Below are 25,238 nucleotides of genomic sequence, written 5' to 3' on the forward strand. Positions count from 1 at the left end.
TCAGCGGTTGGTGATTTCGGAGTAGTCCCGTGCACCATAGCCGGTGTAGATCTGGCGCGGACGGCCGATCTTGATGGCTTCGCTGTGCATTTCCCGCCAGTGCGCGATCCAGCCCGGCAGCCGGCCCATGGCGAACAGCACGGTGAACATACGCGTCGGGAAGCCCATGGCCTTGTAGATGACGCCGGTGTAGAAGTCGACGTTCGGGTAGAGCTTGCGCTCGACGAAGTAGTCGTCGGTGAGCGCGGCCTCTTCCAGTGCCTGGGCGATATCGAACAGCGGGTCGCTGCCGAGTTTGCTGAGAATGGTGTCGGCGTGTTTCTTGGCGATCGCGGCGCGCGGGTCGTAGTTGCGGTAGACCCGGTGCCCGAAGCCCATCAGCTTCACACCGTCTTCCTTGTTCTTGACCTTGCGGATGAACTCCTTGACATCGCCGCCGGCGGCTTTGATGTCGTCGAGCATTTCCAGCACCGCCTGGTTGGCGCCACCGTGCAGCGGGCCCCACAGGGCGTTGATACCGCCGGATACCGAGGTGAACAGGTTGGCGTCGGAGGAACCGACCAGCCGGACCGTGGAGGTGGAGCAGTTCTGCTCGTGGTCGGCGTGCAGGATGAGCAGCATATCCAGGGCCGCGGCGATTTCCGGGTCCACCTGGTAGGGCTCGGCCGGGAAACCGAAGGTCATCCGCAGGAAGTTCTCCACCAGCGACAGCGAGTTGTCCGGGTAGAGGAACGGCTGGCCGACCGACTTCTTGTACGAGTACGCGGCGATGGTCGGCAGCTTGGCCAGCAGGCGGATGGTCGACAGTTCGACCTGTTCGGGGTCGCGCGGGTCCAGCGAGTCCTGGTAATAGGCCGACAGCGCGTTGACCGCGGAGGAGAGCACCGGCATGGGGTGCGCGTTACGGGGGAAGCCGTCGAAGAAGCGCTTCAGATCCTCGTGCAGCAGGGTGTGCCGGCGGATCTTGTCGGTGAAATCCTCGAGCTGATCCTGGGTGGGTAGCTCGCCGTAGATGAGCAGGTAGCTGACCTCGATGAAGGTCGAGTTATCGGCCAGCTGTTCGATCGGATATCCGCGGTAACGCAGAATGCCCTGTTCGCCGTCGATATAGGTGATCGCCGATTTGGTCGACGCGGTGTTGACGAAACCCGGGTCATAGGTTGTATATCCCGTGCTGGCCAGCAGCTTGCCGAGGTCGATACCGTCGTTACCTTCGGCGGCCTCGGCGATCGTCATGGGGTATTCGCCACCCGGATAGGTGAGAACCGGTTTGGCGTCATTGATGTGATTCTCGGGCACGGAAGGTTCCCTCTCAGGCTATGACCGTCGGCATCGCATGCGGTCGGCACGCGGTGCGTTACCGGTAGACGCTAGTCCTTGCTCCGGCGGGACCGGCGAGGAGGGTACCCGCGTGGCGATCTCACAATCGGCCCGCGCGGGCGTGAGATTCAGCGTGCCGGTTATCGGCCGGCATCGCTGTGACCGGCCGAATTCCGGGTCCGGGCAACCGCGTCCCCGCGGTCGCGGGGCAGCAGGCACCGCAGCGGATGAACCGCCACAGCGCCGGGTAGCCAAACCGTACCCACGGCATCGGGACCGAAACCGTGCGGAATATCACCGGAAATCCGGCGAATACCGGTAATGGCAGGTCACGGCCCCTTTACGGCTGCAATCGCTGCACCGACATCCCGGAAGCGCCCACCCGGACGACGATCCGGTTGTGCAGGCGCCCGCGACGGCCCTGCCAGAACTCCACCTCATCGGGTCGCAGCAGGTAACCGCCCCAGTGGGGTGGCACCGGAATCTCGGCGGCGGAGGCGAACCGGGCCGTGGTGTGCATCAGCTTCCGGTCCAGCTCTTCACGCGAGGCGATCGGCCGCGACTGCTCCGAGGCCCACGCCCCGAGCTGCGATTCCCGCGGACGCGACCGCCAGTACAACTCGGTGACCGCGGCCGGTACCCGTTCCACCCGTCCCCGCATATGCGCCTGCCGCGCCAGCTGCGACCAGAGGAAGGTCGCCGAGGCGTACGGCGCCGCGGCCAGCTGGGCTCCCTTGGCCGAGTCGTAGTTCGTATAGAAGACGACACCCTCCGGTGAGAGGCCTTTACACAGCACCGTGCGCGTCACCGGCCGCACCACCGAGCCCGACCCGTCCAGCGTGCCGAGCACCATGGCGTTCGGTTCGGCGATACCCGCCGCGGTGGCCTGTTCGATCCATTGCCGCAACAGCGGCTCCCAGCCACCGGCCACCGAATTCTCGTCCAGTTCGCTGTCGCGCGCCCCGAGCAGCGGGCCCGCTTCCGGCGAACCGGGATGGGCCGCACCGTATTCGGCGCGCATCGCGGCGAGATCGGCGCCGGTCTCCTCCACATCGGCCATGGGCCAGACGTTACTCCGCAGTAGCAAAGCGCTAGAGTTCTGTTGAAAGGAGAGTCGCGTATGACCACCAATTCCGGCGTTTCGGGGGCCGGGCGGGTCCCGGAGGATTTCGTCAGCGGCCTCGAGGGGGTGGTCGCGTTCACCACGGATATCGCCGAACCCGACAAGGACGGCGGCGCACTGCGCTACCGCGGCGTGGACATCGAGGATCTGGTCCGCAACCGGGTCACCTTCGGCGATGTCTGGGCCCTGCTGGTCGACGGCGAATTCGGCCACGGTCTGCCCCCGGCCGAACCCTTCCCGCTGCCGGTCCACACCGGTGACGTCCGGGTCGACGTGCAGGCCGGCCTGGCCATGCTCGCGCCCATCTGGGGCTACCAGCCGCTCCTGGATATCGACGAGGCCACCGCCCGGGAGAACCTGGCCCGCGCCTCGGTGATGGCACTGTCCTACGTCGCCCAGTCCGCGCGCGGTATCTATCAGCCCGCGGTGCCGCAGCGCCGGATCGACGAATGCACCACGGTGACCGAACGGTTCATGACGCGCTGGAAGGGCGATCCGGACCCGCGGCACACCGAAGCCATCGACGCCTACTGGGTCTCGGCCGCCGAACACGGGATGAACGCCTCCACGTTCACCGCCCGCGTGATCGCCTCCACCGGGGCCGACGTCGCGGCCTCGCTGTCTGGTGCCATCGGCGCGATGTCCGGGCCGCTGCACGGCGGCGCCCCGGCCCGGGTGCTGCCGATGATCGAAGAAGTCGAACGCACCGGCGACGCCCGCGCCCTGGTCAAGGGAATCCTGGACCGCAAGGAAAAGCTCATGGGCTTCGGCCACCGCGTCTACCGGGCCGAGGATCCGCGCGCCCGGGTCCTGCGCGATACCGCCGAACGCCTGGCCGCCCCGCGCTTCGAAGTGGCGGCCGCCCTCGAACAGGCGGCGCTGGCCGAACTCCGCGAACGCCGCCCCGACCGGGCCATCGAAACGAATGTCGAGTTCTGGGCCGCGGTCATCCTGGACTTCGCCGAGGTCCCGGCCCATATGATGCCCGCCATGTTCACCTGCGGCCGGACCGCCGGCTGGTGCGCCCACATCATGGAACAGAAGAAACTGGGCAAACTGGTCCGCCCCGCCGCGATCTACACCGGCCCGGGCCCGCGATCCCCGCAGGAAGTCACCGGCTGGGACAGCGTCGCAGCCGTGTAAGCCCAGTGCCATCGAGGCACCTGAGGATCGGCCCCCGGCCGTCCCTCACGCAACCACGGCGGCGCCGAGTCCAGCAAGGCACTCACAAGTCGCGCAACCCCCGAAATAAAAACGCAACCACGGCGGCGCCGAGTCCAGCGAGGCATTTAAAGGGTTTGGCCCGTCCCTGCGTTCAGCCCGCGAGACAATGCGGCGCAGCCGCGAGTATCGCGGGCTGAACGCAGGGACCAAGGGGGCCAAACCCCCGCGCGCGCCAGCGCGCCAAAAACACAGCAGCCTTCGCGAACCAGCCCACCCCTCACCTTCGCGAACCAGCCCACCCCTCACCTTCGCGAACCAGCCCACCCCTCACCTTCGCGAACCAGCCCACCCCACATCTTCGCGAACCAGCCCACCCCACATCTTCGCGAATCACCCCGGCCCTCACCTGCGCGAAGCCACCTCACCCCCCACCTTCGCGAACCAGAACAACCGGCTGCGACGGTCCAGCGCCGACCTCACGCCGTCCGGCCGCACCTCTCAAACACAGTCCGGATCCGCTTCCCAGTCAATGGCCACCGAATCACCGTTGTCGACCGTGAAGAACGCGACCCGCAGCTTCGCGCCCAGGTCCAGCTGTTCGATCGCCGACAGCGGCACCGGCTGCACCACTCTGACCCGCCAGGGGGCCGGTTCGTCCCAGGCGCGGAGTTCCAGGTCCAGGCGGATCACCGGGTCGTCGCAGCCGCAATAGTCGACGGCGACCGGGTTCACCGCGAGAACCGTCGCGGTGGCCCGGCGGCCGTCGGCCAGAATCTTCGCCAAGCCCGCGCGTCCGGGGTCGGCTTCGCCGGGTGGGTAGAGCACCATGCGGTCGCGGTCGTCCGGGTCCACCCGGCAGCACACGAGATCGCCGGGGCGCATCCGGTCCAGTTCGGTGCCGGAGACGCGCTGCCGTACCTGGGCCTCGTAGGGCACCATCCCGGGCAATCGGACACGGACCCGGAATGTATAGCCGGGTTCACGCTTGCGGGTACGGGCTGCCAGGACCGTGGCCGAACCGGCGGTGCCGTACGTCAGCAGTTCCCGGCGATCGGCGCCGGTCGGGGCCTCGCCCCGCCGGCGGAACCGCCGGGGCAGCAGATCACGCAACCCCCACCGCGGGGCCGATAGGCCCGGCTCCGCACCGTGACCGCTACCGCTGCCCTCGTCGGATCGATCTCCGGCAGCGCCCCTCGACGACCGCATGCTCATACCAGTCCACGTTAGCCGGAGTGTGGTACGCGGCACAGCAACGGCGCGGCTACGCTGTTGGCCATGACCAGTGCGTTCCCGACCATCCCCGATGAGCTCAAGCCCACCGACGGTCGTTTCGGTTGCGGCCCGTCCAAGGTCCGCCCGGAGCAGTTGCAGTCCCTGGTGGAGGTGGGTGCCTCGGTCTTCGGTACCAGCCACCGGCAGAAACCGGTCAAAGATGTGGTCGCCCGCGTGCGGTCCGGCCTGCGCGATCTGTTCTCGCTGCCCGAGGGGTACGAGGTGGTGCTCGGTAACGGCGGCACCACCGCATTCTGGGATGCGGCCGCGTTCGGCCTGGTCCGCGAGCGCTCCCTGCACCTGACCTACGGCGAGTTCAGCTCGAAGTTCGCCAGTGTCACCAAGAAGAACCCGTTCCTCGGTGAGCCGATCGTGGTGTCGGCCGATCCGGGCAGCGCACCGGAGCCGGTCGCCGATCCGGCCGCGGATCTGATCGCCTGGGCGCACAACGAAACCTCCACCGGTGTGTCGGTGCCGGTGCAGCGGCCGGCGGGGTCGGACAACGCGCTCGTCGCCATCGATGCCACCTCGGGTGCGGGCGGCCTGCCGGTGAATATCACCGACGCCGATATCTACTACTTCGCCCCGCAGAAATGTTTCGCCGCCGACGGCGGGCTGTGGATCGCGCTGATGAGCCCGGCCGCGCTGGCGCGCGTACAGGAAATCAAGGATTCGGGTCGCTGGACGCCGGATTTCCTGTCGCTGCCGATCGCGATCGAGAACAGTCTCAAGGACCAGACCTACAACACCCCCGCGCTGGCGACCCTGCTGCTGTTCGCCGACCAGATCGACTGGCTGAACCGCAACGGCGGCCTCGACTGGGCGGTGAAGCGGACGCTGGATTCCTCCTCGCGGCTGTACTCGTGGGCCGAGGCCAGCGAGTTCGCGACCCCGTTCGTCACCGATCCGGCGCACCGCTCCCAGGTGGTGGGCACGATCGATTTCGCCGATTCGGTGGATGCCGCCGCGGTCGCCAAAACGCTGCGGGCCAACGGGATCGTCGATACCGAGCCGTACCGGAAGCTGGGCCGCAACCAGCTGCGGGTCGGGATGTTCCCGGCCATCGATCCCGAGGACGTGGCTCAGCTCACCCGCTGCATCGATTGGGTGGTCGGCAATCTCGGCTGATCGGGGTTCACCTGCGAATTCGGGCCCGCCGCGCGTGTTGCGCGGCGGGCCCGCCCATATGTTTCCCGGATCGCCCGGAATCAACTTGATACACAAGGGAATAGAGAAGATTAGCCGTAGGTGTCGGCCGCAGGGTACATTTCGGTGCCGCGTGTCTTGCCACACGAATCCCAGAAGTGCACTACTGTTCCAGAACGTGGGCGGTATCGCGAGCGACGCGATAAGGAGGTAACGGTGCGTGAACTTCGAGTGATCGGGGTGACGCCCGACTCCGCCCATATCGTGTGCGTCGACACGGAAAGTGGCCAGAAATTCCGGCTTCCCGCCGACGACAAACTCCGCGCCGCGGCCCGCGGCGACCTTGCCCGATTCGGCCAGATCGAGATCGAAATGGAAGCAACTATGCGTCCTCGCGATATCCAGGCTCGAATCCGCGCCGGCGCTTCCGTGGAACAGGTGACCCAGGAATCCGGGATGCCGACGAGCCGGGTGGAACGCTTCGCCTATCCGGTTCTGCTGGAACGCGCGCGCGCCGCCGAGCTCGCCCAGAAGGCCCATCCGATCCGGCCCGACGGCCCGGCGGTGGAGATCTTGATCGATGTGGTGACCGCGGCCTTCACCGCCCGCGGCCATACCCTCGACAACGCCGAATGGGATGCCTGGAAGGACGAGAAGGGTTTCTGGGTCGCCCAGTTGCAGTGGCAGAACGGCCGTTCGGAGATCGCCGCGCACTGGCGCTACCAGCCCGACGCGCACGGCGGCACCGTTTCCCCCCTGGACGATCCCGCCACCGATCTGATCGATCCCGATTTCGGCCGGGCGTTGCGCGGACTGGCCTCGATCCTGCCGGTCGAAGCGGAAACTCCGCCCACCCCCGAACCGGTTGTGGCCGAACCTCGCCGCGAGCCCGCCCGCCCGGCGGCGATGGACGACTACTACGAGCAGCGCGCGGTCGCGGGAGGTAGCACCACACTGCCCGCTCCGGCCCCGCTGTCCCCCGGCGCCGGCCGCTCCACCGGGGCGGCCGCGCTGCCTGCCGGTGCCCCCGCGTCGAGCACACCCGCCGCGCCCGCACCGGCCGAACCGTACCGGCCACCGGAGCCGGAGCCCTACCGGCCGCCCGCGCCCGAGCCGTACCGGCCCGCGGCCGAGACCGCGCCCGCACCGGCCCCCGCTCCCCCGGCGCCGCAGCCCGCACCGGCGGCAACCCATTCCGTTCCGCACCAGCAGGCCCCGGCTCCGGCACCCGAACCGGTAGCGCCCGCCCGGCCGGAACCCGAACCGCAACCCGCCCCGGTCGCCGCTGCCCCGGCACCGGCCGAACCGGCCGCGGTCGCAGCGCAGCCGGAACCCGCGCCGCAGCCCGAGCCTGCCGCGGTGGAGACCCCTGCGGAACCGGCCGAGACCGCTTCCGCGTCGGCGGCAGATCCCGCCGCGGCCGCGATGCCGGCCGCCGACACCGCAGCCGAAGAGCCTGCCGCGGCCGGCCCGGAGGCCCCGGCGGAACCGGCCGAGCAGCCCGCCGAACCGGCGCCCGCCGCGGCGGCCAAACCGGCCGCCAAGAAGGCACCGGCCAAGGCGGCGAAATCCACCGGGCGCAGCAAACGCGGTAAGGCGCCCATGCCGTCCTGGGAAGACGTTCTGCTCGGGGTCCGCAGCTCAGGTCACTAGACAGCGGCGAACCGGCGTGTTTCCCGCGACAACCGCCCGATCCGCCCGGTCGGGCGAGTAAGTTCCGCTGTACGGCGATGCGGTCGATCCGGCTTGCACCCGGTGTCGGCCGCGGTGCGCGCCGAGCAGTTCACGACCCGGTTCGTGCGCTATCGGAGGTGGGTGGATGCTGTCCAAGATTTCCTCGGTCTGGTACGTCGATACGGCCGATCCGCCGGCGGTCCTGCGCGCCGACCCCGATCCCGACCCGGACGCGGCGTACGCACTGGCCCGGCAACTACATCCCGGCCTCGCGGTGGAACCGGTGGCCCCGGTGACGCTCGGCGAGGCCGGCGGCCCGCAACCCGATGAACTGTTCATCGGCTGCTACCCCGGCCTGACCCTGCTGTGCAGTCCTTATGCGGCGCGGGTGCATCCCACCGAGCTGCCGGAACTACTCGTCCGGCCGCTGGCCGAGGAGCATACGTACCTCGTGTCGTTCGATCTGGAATACGGCTGGGGGTCGTTCGCGCACTGGGAACGCGGCGAACTGCGCCGGGCCTTCAGTTCCACCCGGCTCAATATCCTGCAGGACCAGGGCCTGCCACATATCTGGGAACGGCCGCACTGGGCGGGCGAACATCCCATCCGATGGCGAGTGGGCGAATTACCGGATCCGCTGGTGCTGCCGTTCGATCCACCCGGTTTCGCGGATACCGCGAACCACGAATGGCTCGGTTTCCGGTACTTCCCGCTCTCGGGTGCAGCCGACGATTCCGCTACCGGCCGCACCGCCGTGACGCCCGACGAGATCCGCGTCTGCGGTTTCCGCCTGCACCCCGAGGACGATCACCGGGGCACCGGGCACGATCCGCGACCACCGCAGAACCGGATCGGCCACGAGCGCAAGGGTCTGTTTTCCTGGCTGCGCGGACACGATGCCGCGGTGACCGCCGAGAAGTAGCCGTCGCGCGCCCGGGTCAGACGCCGGACAGCAAACCGATCCAGCCGAGCACGACGCCCGCCGCGGCGCCGGCCAGCACCCAGCGGGTCACCGGCCGGGCCCGCCAGCGCCACGCGGTCGGCGCGATTCCGACGGCCGCGACCAGGTTCACCGCCAGCGAGAACAGCGGATGCACCTGGGTGAGGGCCGCACCGAAGGCGAATACGCCGACCGCGGTCAGCGCCGCCACCAGTCCGGCGACGGTGATACCCGCCGCCCACGGGGTGGGTTCGCCCGGCGGGCCGGAGTATCTGCCGTAGCCCGGATGGCCGGCCCCGGTCATGAGGCCCGCACCCGTTCGTAGAAGGCCATCGCGGCGGCGGTGGCCACATTGAGCGAATCGGTGCCCGCGCTCATCGGGATCCGCGCCCGCAGATCCGCGGCGGCCATCGCCTCTTCCGTGAGTCCCGGCCCCTCCGCGCCGAGCAGCAGGGCCACCCGCCGGCCGGTGAGGGCGGTGGCCAGTGTGGCGGCCGCCGGGTCGGGGCTCAGGGCGATCACCTGGAAACCGCGGCGGCGCAGGATGTCCAGCCCGCCCGGCCATTCCGGTACCTGGGCGAACGGCACGCGCAGCGCATGCCCCATCGAAACCCGCACCGATCGGCGGTACAGCGGATCTGCGCAGCCGGGCCCGAACAGCACCGCGTCCACGCCGAGTCCGGCGGCATTGCGGAACATCGCGCCGAGGTTCTCGTGATCGTTGACGCCCTCGAGCACCGCGACCGTCGCGGCGCCGGCGACGAGCTCGGTGAAATCGTGCGCCGGCGGCCGGTCGGCCACCGCCAGCACGCCGCGGTTCAGATGGAATCCGACTACCTGCGCCATCACCTCGGCCGAAGCACGGTAGAACGGAATATCGCGCTCCGCGAGATCGGCGGCCAGTTCCTGCCATCGCTTGCCGACCCCGAGCAGGGCATGCGGCCGGAACGGCGAGTCCAGCATGCGTCGCACGACCACGGTTCCCTCCGCGATCACCAGACCTCTCCCGCCGGGACGGTCGGGTCTGCGGTCTGCTGCCTTCAGATCCCGGAAATCGTCGACCCGTGGATCGGCAGCGCTGTCCACATCGAGAACCACGGCCACGGCGCCTATCCTGCCAAGCCCCGCCGCGCGCCCGGCGCGGCGGGTGCGGATACCGCCGCACTCGGGCATGCTTGAGAGATGAAGGTGATTCAGCTCCTGCTCAACATCCTCTGGCTGATCTTCGCCGGCTTCTGGATGGCGCTGGGGTACTTCGTCGCCGCCCTGATCTGCTTCATCCTCATCATCACGATCCCGTTCGGGGTCGCCGCGCTGCGCAACGCCCTCTACATGCTCTGGCCTTTCGGCCGCACCACCGTCGAGAAGCCCGGCGCGGGCGCGGGCGCGCTGATCGGCAACATCATCTGGTTCCTGGTCGCCGGCTGGTGGCTGGCCCTGGGCCATCTCGCCACCAGTATCGCGCTGGCCTGCACGATCATCGGTATCCCGTTCGCCTGGGCGAACCTCAAACTGATCCCGCTGGCCCTGTTCCCGCTGGGGCGCGAAATCGTCGACAGCGACCGGCCGTTCGGGCCGGCCTACGGCACCGCGCGCTGACCGTTGCGGGCTATTCCGAGTCGGCGACGATCTCGTTGAGGATGGCGACCGCCTGCTCGAGCACGTCGAGCTGGGTGGGATCCAGGCCGGCGAGCTGATCGCTCATCCAGGCCTCGCGGGCGGAGCGCTCATCGGCGAGCAGCGCGTGCCCGGCCGGGGAGAGCGAGACGATGATCTGCCGGCCGTCGGTCGGATGCGGGTCCCGGGCCACCAGCCCGAGATCGGTGAGCGAGGCGATCACCCGGGTCATCGACGGGGGCTGAACCCGTTCCTTGGCCGCCAGCGTGCCGGGCGTCATCGCGCCCTCGTTACCGAGGGTGGCCAGAACCGAGAGCTGGGTCAGCGATATCTGCGATTCCGCACGCCGCCCCCGCAGATGCCGCGTCAAGCGCACCACCGCCAGCGAGAGGTCGCTGGCCAGCGCCCGCACATCCGAGTGGGTATTCACAATGTGAACCATACGTGACACGCGTCGGATCGGCGCGCGTCTCGCGGTTACGCTGAACAGATGAACGCGCAGCTCCCGCAGTTCCCGTCGTGGCTCACCGATCCCCGCCCGGTGCTGGCCGTGGGTTCGGTGCTGTTCGCGATCGCGACGGCTGTCGTATGGCTCGCCGGCGACCGCTGGGAGTCCGCGCGGCCGGTCTGCCTGATGGGTCTCGCGGTCGGCCTGCTGGGCTACGTGATCTTCGTGGTGCAGCGGCGCGGCGCGCGCCGCGGGGACAAGGGCGCGCAGACCGGACTATGAGGCTCGGCCGCACATAATCCGTGGCAGCGGGGCCGGACCGGCGGCTCCGGTGGCGCGCATGGGAGAATTGACTGTTGGGGCCGGTACGGCCAAACTCGCTCGTGTGTCCTCCCGATTGAGCGTCGAAGAACGACGGGCCCACCTCATCGAGGCCGCCATCGGCCTTGCCGAGAAAAAGGGGGTCGCGGGTGTCACCACCCGCGATGTCGCCCAGGCGGCCGGCGTCTCACTAGGTGTGGTGCACTACTGCTTCGAGAACAAGGACGCGCTGATGACCGAACTGGTCAAAGCGCTGTCGATGGAACTACGCGATTCGGTGGACGCCAACGAATCGGTCTGGCAGGAGGCGGGCAGCGGGAACACCGCGCTGCGCGATCTGCTGCGGGCCGGGCTGGAACTGATGTGGCTCAATATCGAGGCCACCCCCGAACGCCAGTTGCTCACCTACGAGACCACCACCTACGCGCTGCGCGAGGGCGAGCAGACGCCCGCGAAACTGGCGATCGCCCGCGAACAGTACAACTTCAACGATTCCACGGTCGCCGATATCCTCGACCATGCCCGCGATGCCACCGGCAGTACCTGGAAGGTCCCGGTGCGCCAGCTTTCCCGGTTCACCCTCAGCGTGATCGACGGGATCGTGCTGCGCTGGCTGGTGGACGACGACAGCGAAAGCGTGCGCACCCAGCTGGATCTGCTCGCGCACACCTTGGCGGGGCACGCCGAATAACCACTGCGCCGGTCAGTGCGCCGCCGCGGGCCGCAGGATATGCGTCGTATCGCCGTCCTGCCACCACGCGACGTTCACCGTCCGCGTGACCGCACCGGACAGCCGCACCCGCAATTCGTCGTGCAGCACCAGCGGCCCCGGTTGCGGCGGTTGCGCGAACAGCTGCCGGGCCACCACGCCCAGCGGCTCCTGCTCCCATGTCGTTTCGTGACCCCGGCCGAGTACCTCGGCGTTCACTTGTTCCGAGACCAGCGGCAGATCGAGCAGTACCGCCAAGTCGGCGGCCGCGCCGGGAGCCACCGCGATCAGCCGGTCGGGCGGGACCACGAGGCCGAACCAGGGCTTGTCCAGAATCAGTGCGTCGCCGGCGTCGATCACCGCACCGGACAGCGCCCGCACCTGATCCGGCGGATCCAGCTCGCTGATATCGAGCCGCGATACCGCCGAACCCAATCGCGTGTGCACCCGCGAAACAACCTCGGGTGTGGGAGTTCTGCCGGGATCGGCCAGGGCGTCGAGCAGCATCGCGGCGAGTGCGGGATCGATGGCGCCGGGATCGGCGAGGCAGCCGCCGAGCGCGTCCAGATCCGGGCCGGACAGACCCGGGATCGGCAGTTCCGGTAGCAGACCGGCGAATTCGGGCTCGGCCGGCTGCCGGTAACCGCCCAGGGGGATCCCGTCGATCCGGGCGTTGCGGCGCAACCACCACGCGGTGTATCCGTCCGCGTCGCCGAGCAGCGGCCGGGTCCGCTCGTCGGAGAGCAACCGCCACAGGGCTTCCGGCCAGGCCGCGTCGTCGACCAGGTCGAGATCGCGCACCGCGACCAGCTGCGGCGGGTCTTCGGCCAGCCCGGCCCACCAGGTTTCCTCGTCGTCGAGATCATGGTCCGGGCCGGTGGGGTCGGTTTCGGTGACGATCCCGAAATCCCAGCCGACCCCCACGGCCCGCAATGCGCCGGCACCGTACTCGGCCACCACCTCCGCCGACACCACACCGAACGGTGCGTCGGGTACCAGCAGTTCGATCAGCGGTGCGTCCGGGAGCAGCAGTTCATCGGCCGGACGCGGATCGCCCGTGCCATCGGGTAGTTCGAGCTGCCCGAGCCAGGGCGGCAGGACCGCCGCATCGGCCACCGCCGCCAGCCGCAGCACCGGCTCGACCGTGTCCGGATCGTCGGGGTGATCGGTCAGCACCGCCTGTAGTGCGGGGTCGGACAGCAGATCGGCCACCGTCGCCTGCCGGGCACCGAGCCGGGCCAGCAGCGGATGCGCGGCCGCCGGATGCACCAGCCGCGCCCAATGCACGGGCACCGGCTCCGCGAGACCGGTGAGTTCGTCGTCCAGCAGCACGGTGCGCGGCCCGGTCACCGTCCGGCCGTCGGCCAGCGGCACGGCCAGGGCACCGAGTTCCTCGACCGCCAGCCGATCGGCGACGAACGGTTCGAGCGCGCTGTACAGGGCCCACCACCAGTGCGGCGGCCGATCCAGCCCGGCGGACAGTTCGGCCAGCCGCGCCAACCCGATCCGGTGGACACCGAGTGCCGCCAATGCCTCGGTATGGCGTGCCTCGGAGAGTTGCGGGGTGAGCAGCGGGTCCAGCACGTCGCCCAGCAGTCCGGCCAATTCCGTGGTGAGTCCGGGAAAAACACTGGCCCGCGCAGGCACCGCGACCCGGTCATCGGCCCGGTCCGCGCCGTCCGCCTCGGGTTCCGCGGCGAGAACCGGCAGCCAGGGGTTGTCCCGCAGTTCCGCCAGCAGCGCCTCCCGCAGCAGGCCGTCGACCTCGCTGCGCGCGAACCCCGGCGCCGGAACGAGCACCGGGCGGTCCGCGGGCGGCAGCGCACGGGCGAATCCCGCGTAACCCGCGGCCAGTTCCCGCAGCCGGGCGCCGGGCAGGATCCGGCGACGGTCGGGTTGCATGGCGATATCGGCGATCAGCAGCGCCGGCAGGCTCAGTTCCTCGTCGGAGCGGGTCGGGGCGCGCAGCACATCCGGGCCCGCCGCGACCGGCCGGCCGGCCCGTACCGGCAGCAGCCAGCGCGCCCGCGAAGTGCGGTACTCCCACCACACGCGCTCGGTTCCGGCGGTATCGATCCGCATTTCCCGCAACCCCGGCGTCGCGAGATCCCGGATCGCCGAGCGGGCCGTGAATTCCTCGATCCGAATCTCTTCCAGGGCGGGTAGCTCCAGCAGCAGATCCACCGCTTCGGACCGCATGGACTCCAGCAGCGCCACCGGGTCGATATCCGGGCGCAGCCGCAGCACGATCTCGGTATCGGCGCCGGCGCCCGGTCGTTCGGCGAGCGGCCAGGCCAGCCGCAACACCGGCGGTGCGAACTCCGCTGCCCCGTCCGGGACGGATACTCCGGCCGCCGCCGACTCCGCCCGCGTGCGCTCCCGGGAGAAACTCAACGATCCGCTGGTCGAGCGGAATTCGATCTCGTCGCTCACCGTCAACACCGCGGTGAACCCGACGCCGAACCGCCCGACCTCGCCGGTATCGCCGGTTTTCCCGGACGACCGCAATGCGGTGAGCGCATGCACACCCGCCACGTCCAGCGGGGCGCCGGTATTGGCGATCGAGAGGGTCCGGCCGGTGCAGCGCACGACGATCCGGCCCGGCACCCCGGCCGCGACCGCGGCGTCGGCGGCGTTCTGCGCCAATTCGGTGAGCAGCCGATCCCGGTACCCGGCCCGGACGAGGTCTGCTTCGGTCGCCGCGTCCTCCCGCAGCCGGGTCGGCGAATCCCGCCAGGCCGCCAGCACGGCGGCACGCAGCCGCGCGGTGCCGAAGGGGTCGGGCCCGGCGGCGGGCCGCTCATCCAGCCCAGCGGCGGGCCGCTCATCCAGCCCAGCGGCGTGCCGCTCGTCGGACACCGCGGCATGTTGCTCCGCGGACGGCCGCGCCGATCCGCTCGTCTCGCCCCGGGCTCCGATCTCGTTCACCGCCTCAGCGTACGTGCCCGCTCTCCGTCGCCGGATCCCGAACCACTCCGAGCGAGCATACGCGTCCACCGGTCCGGTTCCGTCCGCACGCAAGGGTGCGTACAGCACCGAAACTATTGCAGCACAATATGTTCCATCTCGATCAGCCGTATCACTTCGCGGGCGCGAGCATATGAGTGATGGTCCTCGCCGGCATGGGTGCGCGGCTATCGGTGGAACCGGTGGACCGGCGCCCACAGGCAAGAGCCGCTGCCCCGATTCCACACGATGTGCGGCCTGGGCCGGTCGTCTACGCCGTTACGGCGCGACCCGGCCGGCGCGTGGCATGGGCGGACATCTGCCCTGCGGTGCGGACAGCACTCGCGAAACACCGGGAGCGGCGCGACCCAGACCTACAGCGGAGCAAAGCCGGATAGGGCGCGACCTGGGTCGATACCAGGAGTACCTGAAGGACCGGGGCATCGGCACCGAACTGCACGCCGGGCCGGCCGAGGCCGGGCGGACCGCGGAGATCACGCACCCTCCGCACCGATTCCTCGGCGTACTTCCACCCCATCGGGATATTTGTGCCGGTCGCCGAGCAGACCACCGGCCGGTCGCCGGCACAGGACGCTGGTATCCCGTCCATCCCATACTCAGGTCACGCCGTCCAGCTCGACGACAAGTCGCGCCGGTGACAACTGCCCGGTATCAGTTTCCGGACTCCGGACCCGAACCCTCGCGTGTTTCACCGGAAGCGCCCGCGGCGGGCTCTCCGAATGGCTGCCCGGCGCTCTCGTGCCGGTAGGGAACCGCGTCCCCGGTCTCGTGCACAGCCCGCTCGGTCTCGGCGGCCCCGCCGGGTGCCGACAGGTCCTCCGCCGACTTCGCCTCGCCGGATCCGGGCCGGACCTCCCCCGACTTCGTATCGACGGCCTCGGGGACCTCTGGCTCGGCGTTGCGCGATGCACGCTCATCCGACCGACGGGAATGCTCCTCGGATACCCGCGCCGGAGTATCCGGCGATTGCCGGGCATCGGCCGATTCCCCCGCACCGGATTCCACCACCGGACCATCGGTTTCCGGCTGCTTCCCAGGGGTCGAACCGGCAGCCTCCGCGGCCTGGCCGGTGGAAATCTGCCGAGACTCTTCCACCTGATTCGCCGACTCCCCCGTCACCTCCTCGGTGCGACCGGGGGTGCCGGCTCCGGGAGCCGTCGCGGGCGACGAATCGCCGACGGGCTCGTCGCCGGTCGTGACCGAACGGCGCGACTCGTCCGCCGGTTTCGGCGACGCCACCTGGACGACCTCCACGGCGGCGTCGTCGTAAGCCTCGTACACCGGTGACCCGGCGCCCGTCGGCAGTGCGGTTTCCGAATGCGCGCCGCAGCCGTAACCCATGTGTACGACATGGCCGTCGGCGCCCATGGCATTGGCGCAGACGCCGAACGCCGCGCGCAACGCACCGGCCAGCGGCACATAGAAACCACAGGTCTGGCAGGAGGCCGGGGCGGCCTTGGCCATTTCGCTGTCCGGGCCGAATTCCTCGTACCAGCGTTGCGCGGCCTCGGCCCGGCCCTCCAGGCTGAGGACCTGTTTACGGCCCAGACCAACCTGGTAGGCGACCTCGTCGATCTCGGGATCGCCGGTGGCGGTATAGCCCGGTACCAGGCGCGGATCGTCGGCCGGCGGCGCCAGCAGATCCCCGGGGGCGAGATCGCCCGGGCGGATGCGCTGCTCCCACGGGACGAACTCCGGGGCGATCAACGCGTCGGGGCCCGGCAGCAGCGCGGATTCGCTCACCGTCACCCGGTCGGTGTCCGGGGCGGCGGCGACCACCACCGCCCACTGCCAGCCGTGGTAGCCGGGCAGGGTGGCCTCGAAGCAGTGCGTGACGGCGCATTCGTCCTCCGCACGCACACCGAGATGCGCCCCGACCCCGGTGGGCTCCAAGTCCAGGAGCGCACTACGAGCCAGGTCGACGGCATCGGCCAGAATGAACCGCACCTCGGGGTCCGAAACAGATACTGCGCTCACGGTCTACATTTTGCCGTATGAAGCACACTGGGCGTAGCTGGGTCGGTGCCGCGTTGATCTGCCTGCTCGCGCCGGGCGCCTGCGCAAACGCCGACAACACCGCGCCACGCATGGCCGTCGAGGTCGTGGCGACCCACCCGCACGACCCGGGAGCATTCACCCAGGGCCTCGAAATCGACGGAGACGTGCTGTACGAGGGCACCGGGATGGTCGGGCAGTCCGATGTACGCAGCACCGACCGGCGCGGCGGCGCCGAACTCGCGCACACCGAACTGCCGCTGCCCTTCTTCGGCGAGGGCATCACCGTGGCGGGCGACACGCTGTGGCAGCTCACCTGGAAAGAAGGTGTCGCCTTCGCGCGCGACCCGCGGTCGCTGGCCGAGCGACGGCGCGTGCAATACCAGGGCGAGGGCTGGGGGCTGTGCCACCAGGACGGGCGGCTGGTCATGAGCGACGGATCGGCCACTCTCACCTTCCGCGATCCGGAAACGTTCGCCGTCACCGGTTCGGTCGCGCTGACCGATCGGCCGGACGCGCGGCTGAACGAACTCGAATGCGCCGAGGACGGCTCGGTCTACGCCAACGTCTGGCCCACCGACGAGATCCTGCGGATCGATCCGGAGACCGGGCGTGTCCTCGCGTCGATCGATGCGGCCGGGCTGCTCCCGCCGGCGCAACGCGCGGGTACGGATGTACTGAACGGGATCGCCGCGATCCCGGGCACCGACCGTTTCCTGATCACCGGAAAGTACTGGCCGGCGATGTTCGAGGTCCGTTTCGTCCCGGCCTGAGGACGCCGCAACGAGAGCGACACAGCTCACTTTCCGGACCGCCCCGGACAGGGCGGGGTTTCGCCGCGGCCGCCGTGGGCCAGAATTGAGGAGTGCCCACTTCCCGCGAGCCCTCCGGTTCCGATCGCGGTCAGTGGCCCGCCGGCGAGTCACCGCCACCCCAGCGGCATCCAGGTTTCGACCGCTACCCACCGCCGAACGTGCCACACCGCAATCGCGAACCCGACCCCGGCAGCACCCGCCCGGCCCCACCCCCGACCCGCCCGCTTCCCGCCGGCGACTCCGCGCCCGACCGCGCCGCGGCGCCGCGCGGGTTCGCACCCACGCGCCGGGAGGATCTATCGGTTCCGTCCGGGCACACCGCGGAACCTCCGGCCGCCGGCGAAACCCCCGCCCCCGGCAGGGTGAGTCGCTTCGCCCGGGTCTTCGGCGCACTGGGCGGTTCCCGGGGTTCCATTCGCGCGGCCGCCCGGGAATCCTCCGCCTCCGGCCGGGCCGACCGACTCGGTAGCGCGGCCGCACCGGAGAGCTCCGCCTCCCGCAGGTACGCCGCATTCGACAACGCTGCCGCGCAGGAGGGCGCGGCACCCCGCCCCGGGCCCGCGGCAGCACGGGAAACCTCCAGGCCGAGCCGCGAGTCCCGCCCCGCCTACACCCCGGAAGAGCCGGTCCCACCCGACCGCGGCGGCCCACCCGAATATCCCGGCGTGCCGGGAAGCACGCCGCCGAGCCGCGCCGACCGGCCCGGGTCCGCGCCCGGGGAGGATGCTGCCTCGGTACGCAAGGATCGACGGGCATTCGCCGACCCACCTCGTATCCCACCGCGAACCGCTGGACCGGGCGCCGACTACCCGGCATTCGGCGTCGGGCGCCCCGCGGCCGGCAACGCCGGCCATCCGGCACATCCCGGCGACCGAGCGACACCTGGGGACCTCCGGACGGGCGCCGATTCCGGCCGGTCCCCCGGCAGGCGAGGCTTCTCCGCCCCGGGCGAGGCTCCGGACGCCGAGGCAGGCCGGGATGCCTACGGAAGCGGACGCAGACCGGCTCCGGACGCGGGTACGTCGCACACCGAATGGGGTCACGGATCCGATCCATCGGCCGGCACCCGGTACCGATCCGGGCGGAACGCCTCGGGCGAATCACCCGGGGAGCCCGGCGGTCACCCCGGAGCGGACGATCCCACGCCCACCAAGGAGTACCGCGGCGCCGATTTCGATCCCGAGCCCGACCCCGGCGGCCGCCGGCTGCCCCGCAAGCTCACCGTCACGCGGGTGGCGGCCATGCGCGGCAAAGAGCTCACCGGTAAAGGGATCGCCACGTTCCGGCGGGCCGCGGAGGCCGACGGCGCCGACAAATCGGGGCTCACCGCGCTCACGTACGCCACCATGGCCAACTTCGCGCTGGACGCGGCGATCGCGGTGGCACTGGCCAATACCCTGTTCTTCGCCAGCGCGACCGCGGAGAGCAAATCCAAGGTCGCGCTGTATCTGCTGATCACCATCGCACCGTTCGCGATCATCGCACCGCTGATCGGACCGGCCCTGGACCGCTTGCAGACCGGCCGCCGGCTGGCGCTGGCCGCCTCGTACGCTGCCCGCGCGGTGCTGGCCGTGGTGTTGATCTTCAGCATGGACAGCTGGGTGCTCTACCCGCTCGCACTCTGCATGATGGTGCTGAGCAAATCGTTCGCCGTACTCAAGAGCGCGGTGACACCGCGGGTGCTCCCACCAGATATCGACCTGGTCCGCACCAACTCCCGGCTCACCGTGTTCGGCCTGGTGGGTGGCACTTTGGGCGCCGGTGGGATAGCCGGGGCCACGGCCGCGCTCACCGGCTCGACCGGCGCCTTGATCCTGGCCACCGGTATCGCGATCGGTGGCGCGTATCTGAGCTGGAAGATCCCGCGGTGGGTGGAGATCACCGAGGGCGAGGTGCCCGCCACCCTCGGCTATCACGGTGACGACCCACAGACCGAAATCCTCGAACCCGGCCGCGAATCACCGGTGCCGCCGCGTAAACGCCGGCAACCGCTGGGCCGCGCGGTGGTCACCGGATTGTGGGGCAACGGCAGTATCCGCGTGCTCACCGGATTCCTGACCTTCTACATCGCCTTCGTCGCCAAGGCGACCGAGCATCGCCCGGTACAGCAGGCGGCGATGCTCGGCCTCGTCGGCGCGGCCGCGGCCGTCGGCAACTTCGCCGGAAACGCCACCGGTGCGCGACTGCGGCTCGGCCGGCCCTCGCTGATCGTCGTGAACTGCACTCTGGCCTGCACGGTCGCCGCGACGGCCGCGCTGATCCTGGGCAATCTGCTCGGTGCGGCGCTGGCCGCACTGGTCGCCGCGGCCGCCAGCGCACTGGCCAAGGTCTCGCTGGACGCTTCCATCCAGGACGATCTGCCGCCGGAGTCGATTGCCTCCGGATTCGGCCGCTCCGAAACGGTGCTGCAGCTGAGCTGGGTGATCGGCGGCGCCGGCGGTGTCCTGTTGCCGACCGACTATTGGAAGGGGTTCGCGGTGGTCAGTGCCGTCCTCGCCGCGGGCCTGGTCCAGACTGTGCTGAGTTCACGCGGGCACAGCCTGCTGCCCGGCCTCGGCGGCCGCCGCCCGCTGCACGCCGAGCAGGAGATCCCGCACCACGACCCGCTACGAGGAGACGCCGCCCGGTGAGTACGAAAACCCGCACAACCCTCGCCTTGGCCCTGGCCGCGCTGCTGGTGCTGGTGGCCGGCACCGCCGGTGTGGTCTGGCTGCTCGCGCGCGACGCCGAACCACACGAGCCGGAACTCACCGCGTACGCACACGGGCGGGCCGTGACGGTACCGCCGTTCTACTACTGCACGGTGCGAATGGAGGACTGCCGGCAGGGCGAAACCGTGTTCCTGGAGGTCCCGGCCGGTAACCCGCTGCAGATCTCGCTGCCGTCGCAGGTGGTGGGCACACCGTGGGAACTGCTCCCGCTGTACTCGCGGGAGAACGGCGAAGTGGTCGAGAAGCCCAGCAGCTACCGCGACCATCCGGAGAACGCCCGCGCCCTGACCGTCGACTCGCAACCCGAGCCCGGCCTGGAACTCATCGGGGTGGAGCTACAGGTGATGATTCTGGCGATCGACGAGACCGGGAAGGAATTCTCGATTCCGCACGCCATCTGGTCGATCAAGACCGTATGAGACGCGATGGGCCGGCCCGGAAGCACCGGGCCGGCCCACTGTCGCCGCTGCGCGCGGATCAGCTGTCGAGTTCGCGCGCGACCGCGCGCACCACCTCGGAGATCCGCTGCGCCGTCTTCCGGTCCGGGTAGCGGCCCTTGCGGAGGTCCGGCTGCACCTTCGCCTCCAGCAGGGTGATCATGTCCTCGACCATGCCGTGTAGTTCGTCGGGGCTGTGCTTACGGGCGGGGGGCTCCTTGCGCGCGTTGCGCTCCTGGTTCTGCCGGACCGACGGGGGTGCCTCGACCAGTTTCAGGCTCAGTGCCTGCGGACCGCGGCGGCCGGCCGCCATGCCGAATTCCACCCGCTGGCCGGGCTTCAGCGTTTCCACACCCTGGGGCAGCGCGGACGAGCGGACGTAGACGTCCTCACCCTCGTCCTGGGAAAGGAAGCCGAAGCCCTTTTCCACGTCGTACCACTTCACCTTGCCGGTCGGCACTGCGCTCACCCGTTCGTCTGTTCGGCGCCCGGGCCCGGGCGCACATATCCGCGGAAACCCGCCGGTGGCGGGTTCTGCCTTGCACTCGAAAAACGCGCCCCACAAGCATGCAGGACGCGAGATCAACCGAGAGTCTACCCCGGTAGCCAGGGCATCAGCACATCAGTTTTACCGTCGAAGGGTGACCGATCCTGCCGATCCCCGCCCCTCCGAACCGTCGTCCGGGCGTACCCCGGGCAACTGGCTGCTCCAGGTGGCGCTGGGACTGTTCACCCTCGGACTGCTCGCGATCGTGGCGATCTTCCTGACGCCGATCCTCACCGACGGCGAGCCGGGGTTGTGGTTGTACCTGGGCGCCATGCTCGCGCCGGCCGGCTTCGTGGTGGCGTTGATCTTCGCGCTGCGCTCCGGCCGCCGATCCAGGTGACAACTGTTCAGTACCCGCCGGAACGGCCCCGAATGCGTTATGTGATGATAATCACATAACGGAATAATAACGGGCCTTGTGGGGACTTGCGGCCCGTCGGCGCGGGCCCACTAGCTGCGCAGAGTCGCCGAGAGCCGGTTGTGACCACTCCGCAACCGCGTCGCACACGCCGGTTACCAAAAAGTGATTTTTCGCGAGATCCGTCGTACCGTCTTACCCAGCCGGGCACACCGGCCCACCGGCCCGCCGCACCGAACCTCGCCCCGCGGGTACCGGACCCCAAGGAAACGACAGGGGCGAGGGCGGGACGGGCACCCTCTCAGCCTGGACCCGAGCGAAACCCTCGCAGGTGCGTACGAGAGGAAGACGAACCCGAATGAGTGGACGCCACCGCAAGCCCACCAATACCGGTCGCACTGTGGCCAAGGTCGCCGTCACCGGCGCCATGATCAGCGGTGCGGGTGCAGCCCTCGCCGGTAACGCCAGCGCGGCACCCGACTCCGACTGGGATCGACTCGCGCAGTGCGAAGCCGGTGGTAACTGGGGCATCAACACCGGCAACGGCTATCACGGCGGATTGCAGTTCTCGCAGAGCACCTGGCAGGCACACGGCGGCGGGGAGTACGCGCCGACCGCGAACCAGGCCTCCCGCGAACAGCAGATCGCCGTCGCCGAAAAGGTCCTCGCCTCGCAAGGCTGGGGCGCCTGGCCTTCCTGCTCCTCCTCGCTGGGCCTGAGCAGCGGCTCGACCCCGCGCGAAGTACCGTCCGATACCCCCGCCGTGCAGACCGAGGCCCCGAGCACCCCGGCTGCCCCCTCCGCTCCCCAGCAGGCGCAGGCCCCGGCGCAGACCCAGACTCAAGAGGTCTACACCGCGGTGGATCGCGCCCTCGCCGCCGTCCAGGCGCAGGGTGTGCAGGTCCCGCAGCCCGCGCTGGATCTCTTCGAGGCGGTCAAGTCCGGCAACCCTCAGCTCGACCCCGCACTCCTGGGCTTCTACGAGACCCACAAGGGCATGCTGCCCAACTGAGCGGCACCCCTACTACGAAAGAACCCCGTATCCGATCGGATACGGGGTTCTTTCGCTCTCCCGCCTCAGCGGTTGATCACCGTGTGCGGGTGCACGTACGGCAGATGCTCGGCGGCCACCGGGAATTCGGTGTCCTCTCCGAAGGGCGAGAGGTTACCGGAACGAGCCGACGACAGCTCGGTGACGGCGTGCTCGCCGTCGGCCACCTCGGGCCAGCCGTTGTCGACGTAGGGTTTCTTCGATTTGTTCACCACCCCCTCATTCTGGCATGTCCGCCCGCACGCCCGGCACCACAACCGCTGCTCGGCGGGGCCGCCCGGCCGATCGCCGCCGAACCCGCGACCGGGCCGCAATCGCACCGCGCGCCCGGGCCGCGGCTAATCTGGACCGGATGACCGGCCCAGACTCGTATACCGCCTGGCTCGGCGGCCGTTCCGACCCCCAACTGGTGGCTCTGCTCGAACGGCGACCCGATCTCGCGGTCCCGCTGCCCGCTTCCATGGCGGTACTCGCCGCGCGTGCCGAACAGCGCGCCTCGGTGTTGCGGGCCGCCGACGACCTGGATACGACGGCATTCGGAATCGTGGAAACCCTGGCGGTGCACACGGCGTCCGGGAACGAACCCATGACGCGCACCGAGCTGAAACGGGCACTGCGTGGGCGTGCCAAAGCGGCGACCGTGGATGCCGGACTGACCGAACTCGCCGACCGGGCCCTGATCTGGTACGAAGACGACCGGATCAGGTTGGTGCCCGCCGCCGCCGAGGCGCTGCCGTGGCCGGTGGGCAGCGGTACCGATGCCGATTCGCCGGCCGAGCCGGAGATCACCGCGGCATTGGCCGACCTTCCCGCTGCCGAACGCGCACTACTGGACAAACTGGCCGAAACCGGCCCGCGCGGGCGTACCCGCGACGCTGCGCCCGGCGCCCCGGCCGACCGCCCGGTCCCCCGGCTGCTGGCGCGGCGGCTGCTGCGCCGGATCGACGACGAGACAGTGGAACTGCCGCCCGCGGTCGGCCAGGTGCTCCGTGGCGAACCGGTAACCGATCCGCACCGCCTGACCCCACCCGAACCGACGGTCACCACGTTTTCGGTGAGCGAGGTGAACGGAGTGGGCGCCGGGGAGGTCGGCGAACTGCTGCGGCACTGCACCGCCATCGTGGACGTACTCGGCCAGGCGCCCGCACCGGCGCTGCGGGCCGGCGGGCTGGGGGTACGGGAACTGCGCCGCATCGCCCGCGCGGCGAGTATCGACGAAGCCCGCGCCGGCTTGCTGGTGGAGTTGCTGGCCGCGGCGAAGCTCATCGAGAAGGGTTTCCCGGACCCGCCGCCGGACACCGACGCCGACGAGTTCTGGGCACCGACTCCCGCCGCCGACGCGTGGCTGGAAGCGCCGCCCGCCCGGCGCTGGGTGCCGCTGGCGCACAGCTGGCTGGAACTCGACCGCTATCCCTGGATGATCGGCCTGCGCGACGCCGCCGACAAACCACTGGCGGCCCTCACCCACGAACTCCGGGTACCGCACGCGGTGCGCGAACGCCGCAGCGTCCTGGAAGCCCTCGCCGAGCAGCCGCCGGGTACCGCCATGGGTCCGGGCGATATCGGCCGGCTGCTGGCCTGGCGCGCCCCGCGCCGGCGGCGGCTCTACCGCGGCCAGGTCGTGGAGAACACCCTGCGCGAGGCGGCGGTCCTCGGGCTGGTCGGCCGCGGCGCGCTCACTGCCGCGGGGCGCGCCCTGCTCGCCGATACACCGTCTGCTGCCGAAGCCGCCGTGGATGCGGCCCTACCCGACCCTGTCGATCATGTGCTCGTCCAGGCGGACCTGACGGTGGTGGCGCCGGGACCGCTCACCGCCGAACTGCAACACCGCATCGCACTCGTCGCCGATGTGGAATCGGCCGGTGCGGCAACCGTGTACCGATTGTCGGAATCCTCGCTGCGCCGCGCCCTCGACGCCGGGCTCACCGCCGCGGAACTGCACTCTCTCTTCGAACGCCATTCCCGGACTCCGGTACCGCAGACGCTGACCTATCTCATCGACGATGTGGCGCGCCGGCACGGCCGGTTGCGCGCCGGGATGGCCCAATCCTTCGTCCGTAGCGAGGACCCCGCGCTGCTGGCCCAGGTCCTGGCCTCGCCCGTGGCCGCGACGCTGGCGTTGCGCGGGATCGCGCCGACCGTCGCGATCTCGCAGGCGCCGCTGGGCGAACTGTTCGACGAATTGCGTGCCGCCGGTTTCGCACCCGCCGGAGAGGATGCTTCCGGCGCGATCGTCGATCTCCGGCAGCGCGGCGCACGAATCACCGTGCGACCGCTGGCCCGGCAGCCGTACCGGCCGTCCCCGCCGACCCACGAACAGCTCGAACTACTGGTCACCGAACTGCGGGCCGGTGAACGGGCCGCCGGGGCCACCGCCGCGCAGACGGTCCGCAGCGACGGCACCCGCACCAGCACCGCGGCCGCGCTGGCCCTGCTGCAACTGGCCGCGCGCGTGCGCCGGCAGGTGCATATCGGCTATGTCGACGCCAAGGGCACCGCGATCCAGCGAGTGGTCGAACCGGTGCGGGTCGGCAACGGGCAACTCGAGGCGCTGGATCCGGTCACCGGTACGGTCCGGCAGTTCATGCTGCACCGCATCTCGTCGGTCGCGCTGCTGGAATAA

General features: G+C 70.0%; 22 protein-coding genes and 1 pseudogene. 13 read left to right on the forward strand and 10 right to left on the reverse strand.

Going from position 1 to position 25,238, the window contains the following annotated elements; all coding sequences use genetic code 11:
- Both ACQEVO_RS27315 and pdxH read right to left on the reverse strand, forming a co-directional pair.
- Positions 1-1,299, reverse strand: a complete 1,299-nt coding sequence (locus ACQEVO_RS27315) for a citrate synthase (protein ID WP_195055489.1) — start codon at positions 1,297-1,299, stop codon at positions 1-3.
- Positions 1,300-1,660: 361 nt separating this feature from the next.
- Positions 1,661-2,380 carry a pyridoxamine 5'-phosphate oxidase gene (gene pdxH / locus ACQEVO_RS27320; RefSeq protein ID WP_432918900.1) on the reverse strand — a complete coding sequence of 240 codons (720 nt, stop codon included), beginning with the start codon at positions 2,378-2,380 and terminating at the stop codon, positions 1,661-1,663.
- A gap of 60 nt (positions 2,381-2,440) precedes the next feature.
- Here pdxH and ACQEVO_RS27325 point away from each other — a divergent pair, with 60 nt between their 5' ends.
- Positions 2,441-3,586 (forward strand): citrate synthase 2, encoded by a 1,146-nt coding sequence (locus ACQEVO_RS27325; RefSeq protein WP_432918903.1) that lies wholly within the window; start codon positions 2,441-2,443, stop codon positions 3,584-3,586.
- Between the two features lie 519 nt (positions 3,587-4,105).
- Here ACQEVO_RS27325 and ACQEVO_RS27330 read toward each other — a convergent pair.
- Positions 4,106-4,819 carry a hypothetical protein gene (locus tag ACQEVO_RS27330; RefSeq protein WP_432918906.1) on the reverse strand — a complete coding sequence of 238 codons (714 nt, stop codon included), beginning with the start codon at positions 4,817-4,819 and terminating at the stop codon, positions 4,106-4,108.
- A gap of 63 nt (positions 4,820-4,882) precedes the next feature.
- On the opposite strand from ACQEVO_RS27330, the gene serC reads away from it, so the two are divergent.
- The 3 genes from serC (at position 4,883) to ACQEVO_RS27345 (ending at position 8,621) form a co-directional block, all read left to right on the forward strand.
- Positions 4,883-6,007: a phosphoserine transaminase gene (gene serC / locus ACQEVO_RS27335; RefSeq protein ID WP_432918909.1), complete on the forward strand. Its 1,125-nt coding sequence runs from the start codon at positions 4,883-4,885 to the stop codon at positions 6,005-6,007.
- A 234-nt stretch (positions 6,008-6,241) separates the two neighbouring features.
- Entirely contained in the window at positions 6,242-7,678 is a 1,437-nt protein-coding gene (gene sepH, locus ACQEVO_RS27340; protein ID WP_432918912.1) for a septation protein SepH, read from the forward strand.
- Positions 7,679-7,844: 166 nt separating this feature from the next.
- Positions 7,845-8,621: a DUF6928 family protein gene (locus tag ACQEVO_RS27345; protein WP_432918914.1), complete on the forward strand. Its 777-nt coding sequence runs from the start codon at positions 7,845-7,847 to the stop codon at positions 8,619-8,621.
- Between the two features lie 16 nt (positions 8,622-8,637).
- On the opposite strand, the gene ACQEVO_RS27350 is transcribed toward ACQEVO_RS27345, so the two are convergent.
- Both ACQEVO_RS27350 and ACQEVO_RS27355 read right to left on the reverse strand, forming a co-directional pair.
- A complete protein-coding gene (locus ACQEVO_RS27350; RefSeq protein WP_432918917.1) occupies positions 8,638-8,943 on the reverse strand; it encodes a DUF2537 domain-containing protein in 306 nt (101 codons plus the stop codon).
- Complete coding sequence (locus ACQEVO_RS27355) at positions 8,940-9,743, reverse strand: TrmH family RNA methyltransferase (protein WP_432918920.1); 804 nt, start codon at positions 9,741-9,743, stop codon at positions 8,940-8,942. The genes ACQEVO_RS27350 and ACQEVO_RS27355 overlap by 4 nt, the downstream gene beginning before the upstream one ends.
- A gap of 87 nt (positions 9,744-9,830) precedes the next feature.
- Between ACQEVO_RS27355 and ACQEVO_RS27360 the strand changes: the two genes are divergently transcribed.
- Entirely contained in the window at positions 9,831-10,238 is a 408-nt protein-coding gene (locus ACQEVO_RS27360; protein WP_432923037.1) for a YccF domain-containing protein, read from the forward strand.
- Positions 10,239-10,248: 10 nt separating this feature from the next.
- On the opposite strand, the gene ACQEVO_RS27365 is transcribed toward ACQEVO_RS27360, so the two are convergent.
- On the reverse strand, positions 10,249-10,698 hold the full coding sequence (locus ACQEVO_RS27365; RefSeq protein WP_432918923.1) for a MarR family winged helix-turn-helix transcriptional regulator: 450 nt from the start codon (positions 10,696-10,698) through the stop codon (positions 10,249-10,251).
- Between the two features lie 48 nt (positions 10,699-10,746).
- Between ACQEVO_RS27365 and ACQEVO_RS27370 the strand changes: the two genes are divergently transcribed.
- Positions 10,747-10,986 carry a DUF2530 domain-containing protein gene (locus ACQEVO_RS27370; protein ID WP_432918925.1) on the forward strand — a complete coding sequence of 80 codons (240 nt, stop codon included), beginning with the start codon at positions 10,747-10,749 and terminating at the stop codon, positions 10,984-10,986.
- A 103-nt stretch (positions 10,987-11,089) separates the two neighbouring features.
- Complete coding sequence (locus ACQEVO_RS27375) at positions 11,090-11,716, forward strand: TetR/AcrR family transcriptional regulator (RefSeq protein ID WP_432918927.1); 627 nt, start codon at positions 11,090-11,092, stop codon at positions 11,714-11,716.
- A 12-nt stretch (positions 11,717-11,728) separates the two neighbouring features.
- Here ACQEVO_RS27375 and ACQEVO_RS27380 read toward each other — a convergent pair whose 3' ends face one another.
- Positions 11,729-14,482: a sacsin N-terminal ATP-binding-like domain-containing protein gene (locus ACQEVO_RS27380; RefSeq protein ID WP_432923040.1), complete on the reverse strand. Its 2,754-nt coding sequence runs from the start codon at positions 14,480-14,482 to the stop codon at positions 11,729-11,731.
- A gap of 870 nt (positions 14,483-15,352) precedes the next feature.
- A complete protein-coding gene (locus ACQEVO_RS27385) occupies positions 15,353-16,678 on the reverse strand; it encodes a DUF3027 domain-containing protein (RefSeq protein ID WP_432918930.1) in 1,326 nt (441 codons plus the stop codon).
- Between the two features lie 17 nt (positions 16,679-16,695).
- On the opposite strand from ACQEVO_RS27385, the gene ACQEVO_RS27390 reads away from it, so the two are divergent.
- From ACQEVO_RS27390 to ACQEVO_RS27400, 3 genes and pseudogenes are all read left to right on the forward strand, one after another.
- Positions 16,696-17,469 (forward strand): glutaminyl-peptide cyclotransferase, encoded by a 774-nt coding sequence (locus tag ACQEVO_RS27390; RefSeq protein ID WP_432918933.1) that lies wholly within the window; start codon positions 16,696-16,698, stop codon positions 17,467-17,469.
- 1,247 nt (positions 17,470-18,716) lie between these two features.
- A pseudogene (locus ACQEVO_RS27395) lies at positions 18,717-20,141 on the forward strand (MFS transporter); the annotation flags it as partial.
- On the forward strand, positions 20,138-20,641 hold the full coding sequence (locus tag ACQEVO_RS27400) for a DUF2771 domain-containing protein (RefSeq protein ID WP_432918936.1): 504 nt from the start codon (positions 20,138-20,140) through the stop codon (positions 20,639-20,641). The pseudogene ACQEVO_RS27395 and the gene ACQEVO_RS27400, both read left to right, overlap by 4 nt.
- A 58-nt stretch (positions 20,642-20,699) precedes the next feature.
- Here ACQEVO_RS27400 and ACQEVO_RS27405 read toward each other — a convergent pair whose 3' ends face one another.
- Entirely contained in the window at positions 20,700-21,119 is a 420-nt protein-coding gene (locus ACQEVO_RS27405) for a cold-shock protein (RefSeq protein ID WP_432923043.1), read from the reverse strand.
- Positions 21,120-21,300: 181 nt separating this feature from the next.
- On the opposite strand from ACQEVO_RS27405, the gene ACQEVO_RS27410 reads away from it, so the two are divergent.
- Positions 21,301-21,546 (forward strand): hypothetical protein, encoded by a 246-nt coding sequence (locus ACQEVO_RS27410; RefSeq protein WP_432918939.1) that lies wholly within the window; start codon positions 21,301-21,303, stop codon positions 21,544-21,546.
- A gap of 376 nt (positions 21,547-21,922) precedes the next feature.
- Positions 21,923-22,576: a transglycosylase family protein gene (locus ACQEVO_RS27415; protein ID WP_432918941.1), complete on the forward strand. Its 654-nt coding sequence runs from the start codon at positions 21,923-21,925 to the stop codon at positions 22,574-22,576.
- A 65-nt stretch (positions 22,577-22,641) separates the two neighbouring features.
- Here the strand turns inward: ACQEVO_RS27415 and ACQEVO_RS27420 are convergent, their stop codons facing one another.
- Positions 22,642-22,830, reverse strand: a complete 189-nt coding sequence (locus ACQEVO_RS27420; protein ID WP_432918944.1) for a hypothetical protein — start codon at positions 22,828-22,830, stop codon at positions 22,642-22,644.
- A gap of 137 nt (positions 22,831-22,967) precedes the next feature.
- Between ACQEVO_RS27420 and ACQEVO_RS27425 the strand changes: the two genes are divergently transcribed.
- The gene (locus ACQEVO_RS27425; RefSeq protein ID WP_432918947.1) at positions 22,968-25,238 is read left to right on the forward strand and encodes a helicase-associated domain-containing protein; all 2,271 of its coding nucleotides are present in this window, start codon (positions 22,968-22,970) and stop codon (positions 25,236-25,238) included.

Origin of the sequence: Nocardia sp. CA-290969, assembly GCF_050936135.1 — a bacterium.
Classification (GTDB): domain Bacteria; phylum Actinomycetota; class Actinomycetes; order Mycobacteriales; family Mycobacteriaceae; genus Nocardia.

Bases quoted from the DNA above. Each gene is read 5' to 3' on its own strand.
- ACQEVO_RS27330 (WP_432918906.1), bottom strand. From the start codon at position 4,819: ATGAGCATGCGGTCGTCGAGGGGCGCTGCCGGAGATCGATCCGACGAG.
- ACQEVO_RS27425 (WP_432918947.1), top strand. From the start codon at position 22,968: ATGACCGGCCCAGACTCGTATACCGCCTGGCTCGGCGGCCGTTCCGAC.
- ACQEVO_RS27345 (WP_432918914.1), top strand. From the start codon at position 7,845: ATGCTGTCCAAGATTTCCTCGGTCTGGTACGTCGATACGGCCGATCCG.
- ACQEVO_RS27325 (WP_432918903.1), top strand. From the start codon at position 2,441: ATGACCACCAATTCCGGCGTTTCGGGGGCCGGGCGGGTCCCGGAGGAT.
- serC (WP_432918909.1), top strand. From the start codon at position 4,883: ATGACCAGTGCGTTCCCGACCATCCCCGATGAGCTCAAGCCCACCGAC.
- pdxH (WP_432918900.1), bottom strand. From the start codon at position 2,380: ATGGCCGATGTGGAGGAGACCGGCGCCGATCTCGCCGCGATGCGCGCC.
- ACQEVO_RS27390 (WP_432918933.1), top strand. From the start codon at position 16,696: ATGAAGCACACTGGGCGTAGCTGGGTCGGTGCCGCGTTGATCTGCCTG.
- ACQEVO_RS27350 (WP_432918917.1), bottom strand. From the start codon at position 8,943: ATGACCGGGGCCGGCCATCCGGGCTACGGCAGATACTCCGGCCCGCCG.
- ACQEVO_RS27415 (WP_432918941.1), top strand. From the start codon at position 21,923: ATGAGTGGACGCCACCGCAAGCCCACCAATACCGGTCGCACTGTGGCC.
- ACQEVO_RS27365 (WP_432918923.1), bottom strand. From the start codon at position 10,698: ATGGTTCACATTGTGAATACCCACTCGGATGTGCGGGCGCTGGCCAGC.
- ACQEVO_RS27370 (WP_432918925.1), top strand. From the start codon at position 10,747: ATGAACGCGCAGCTCCCGCAGTTCCCGTCGTGGCTCACCGATCCCCGC.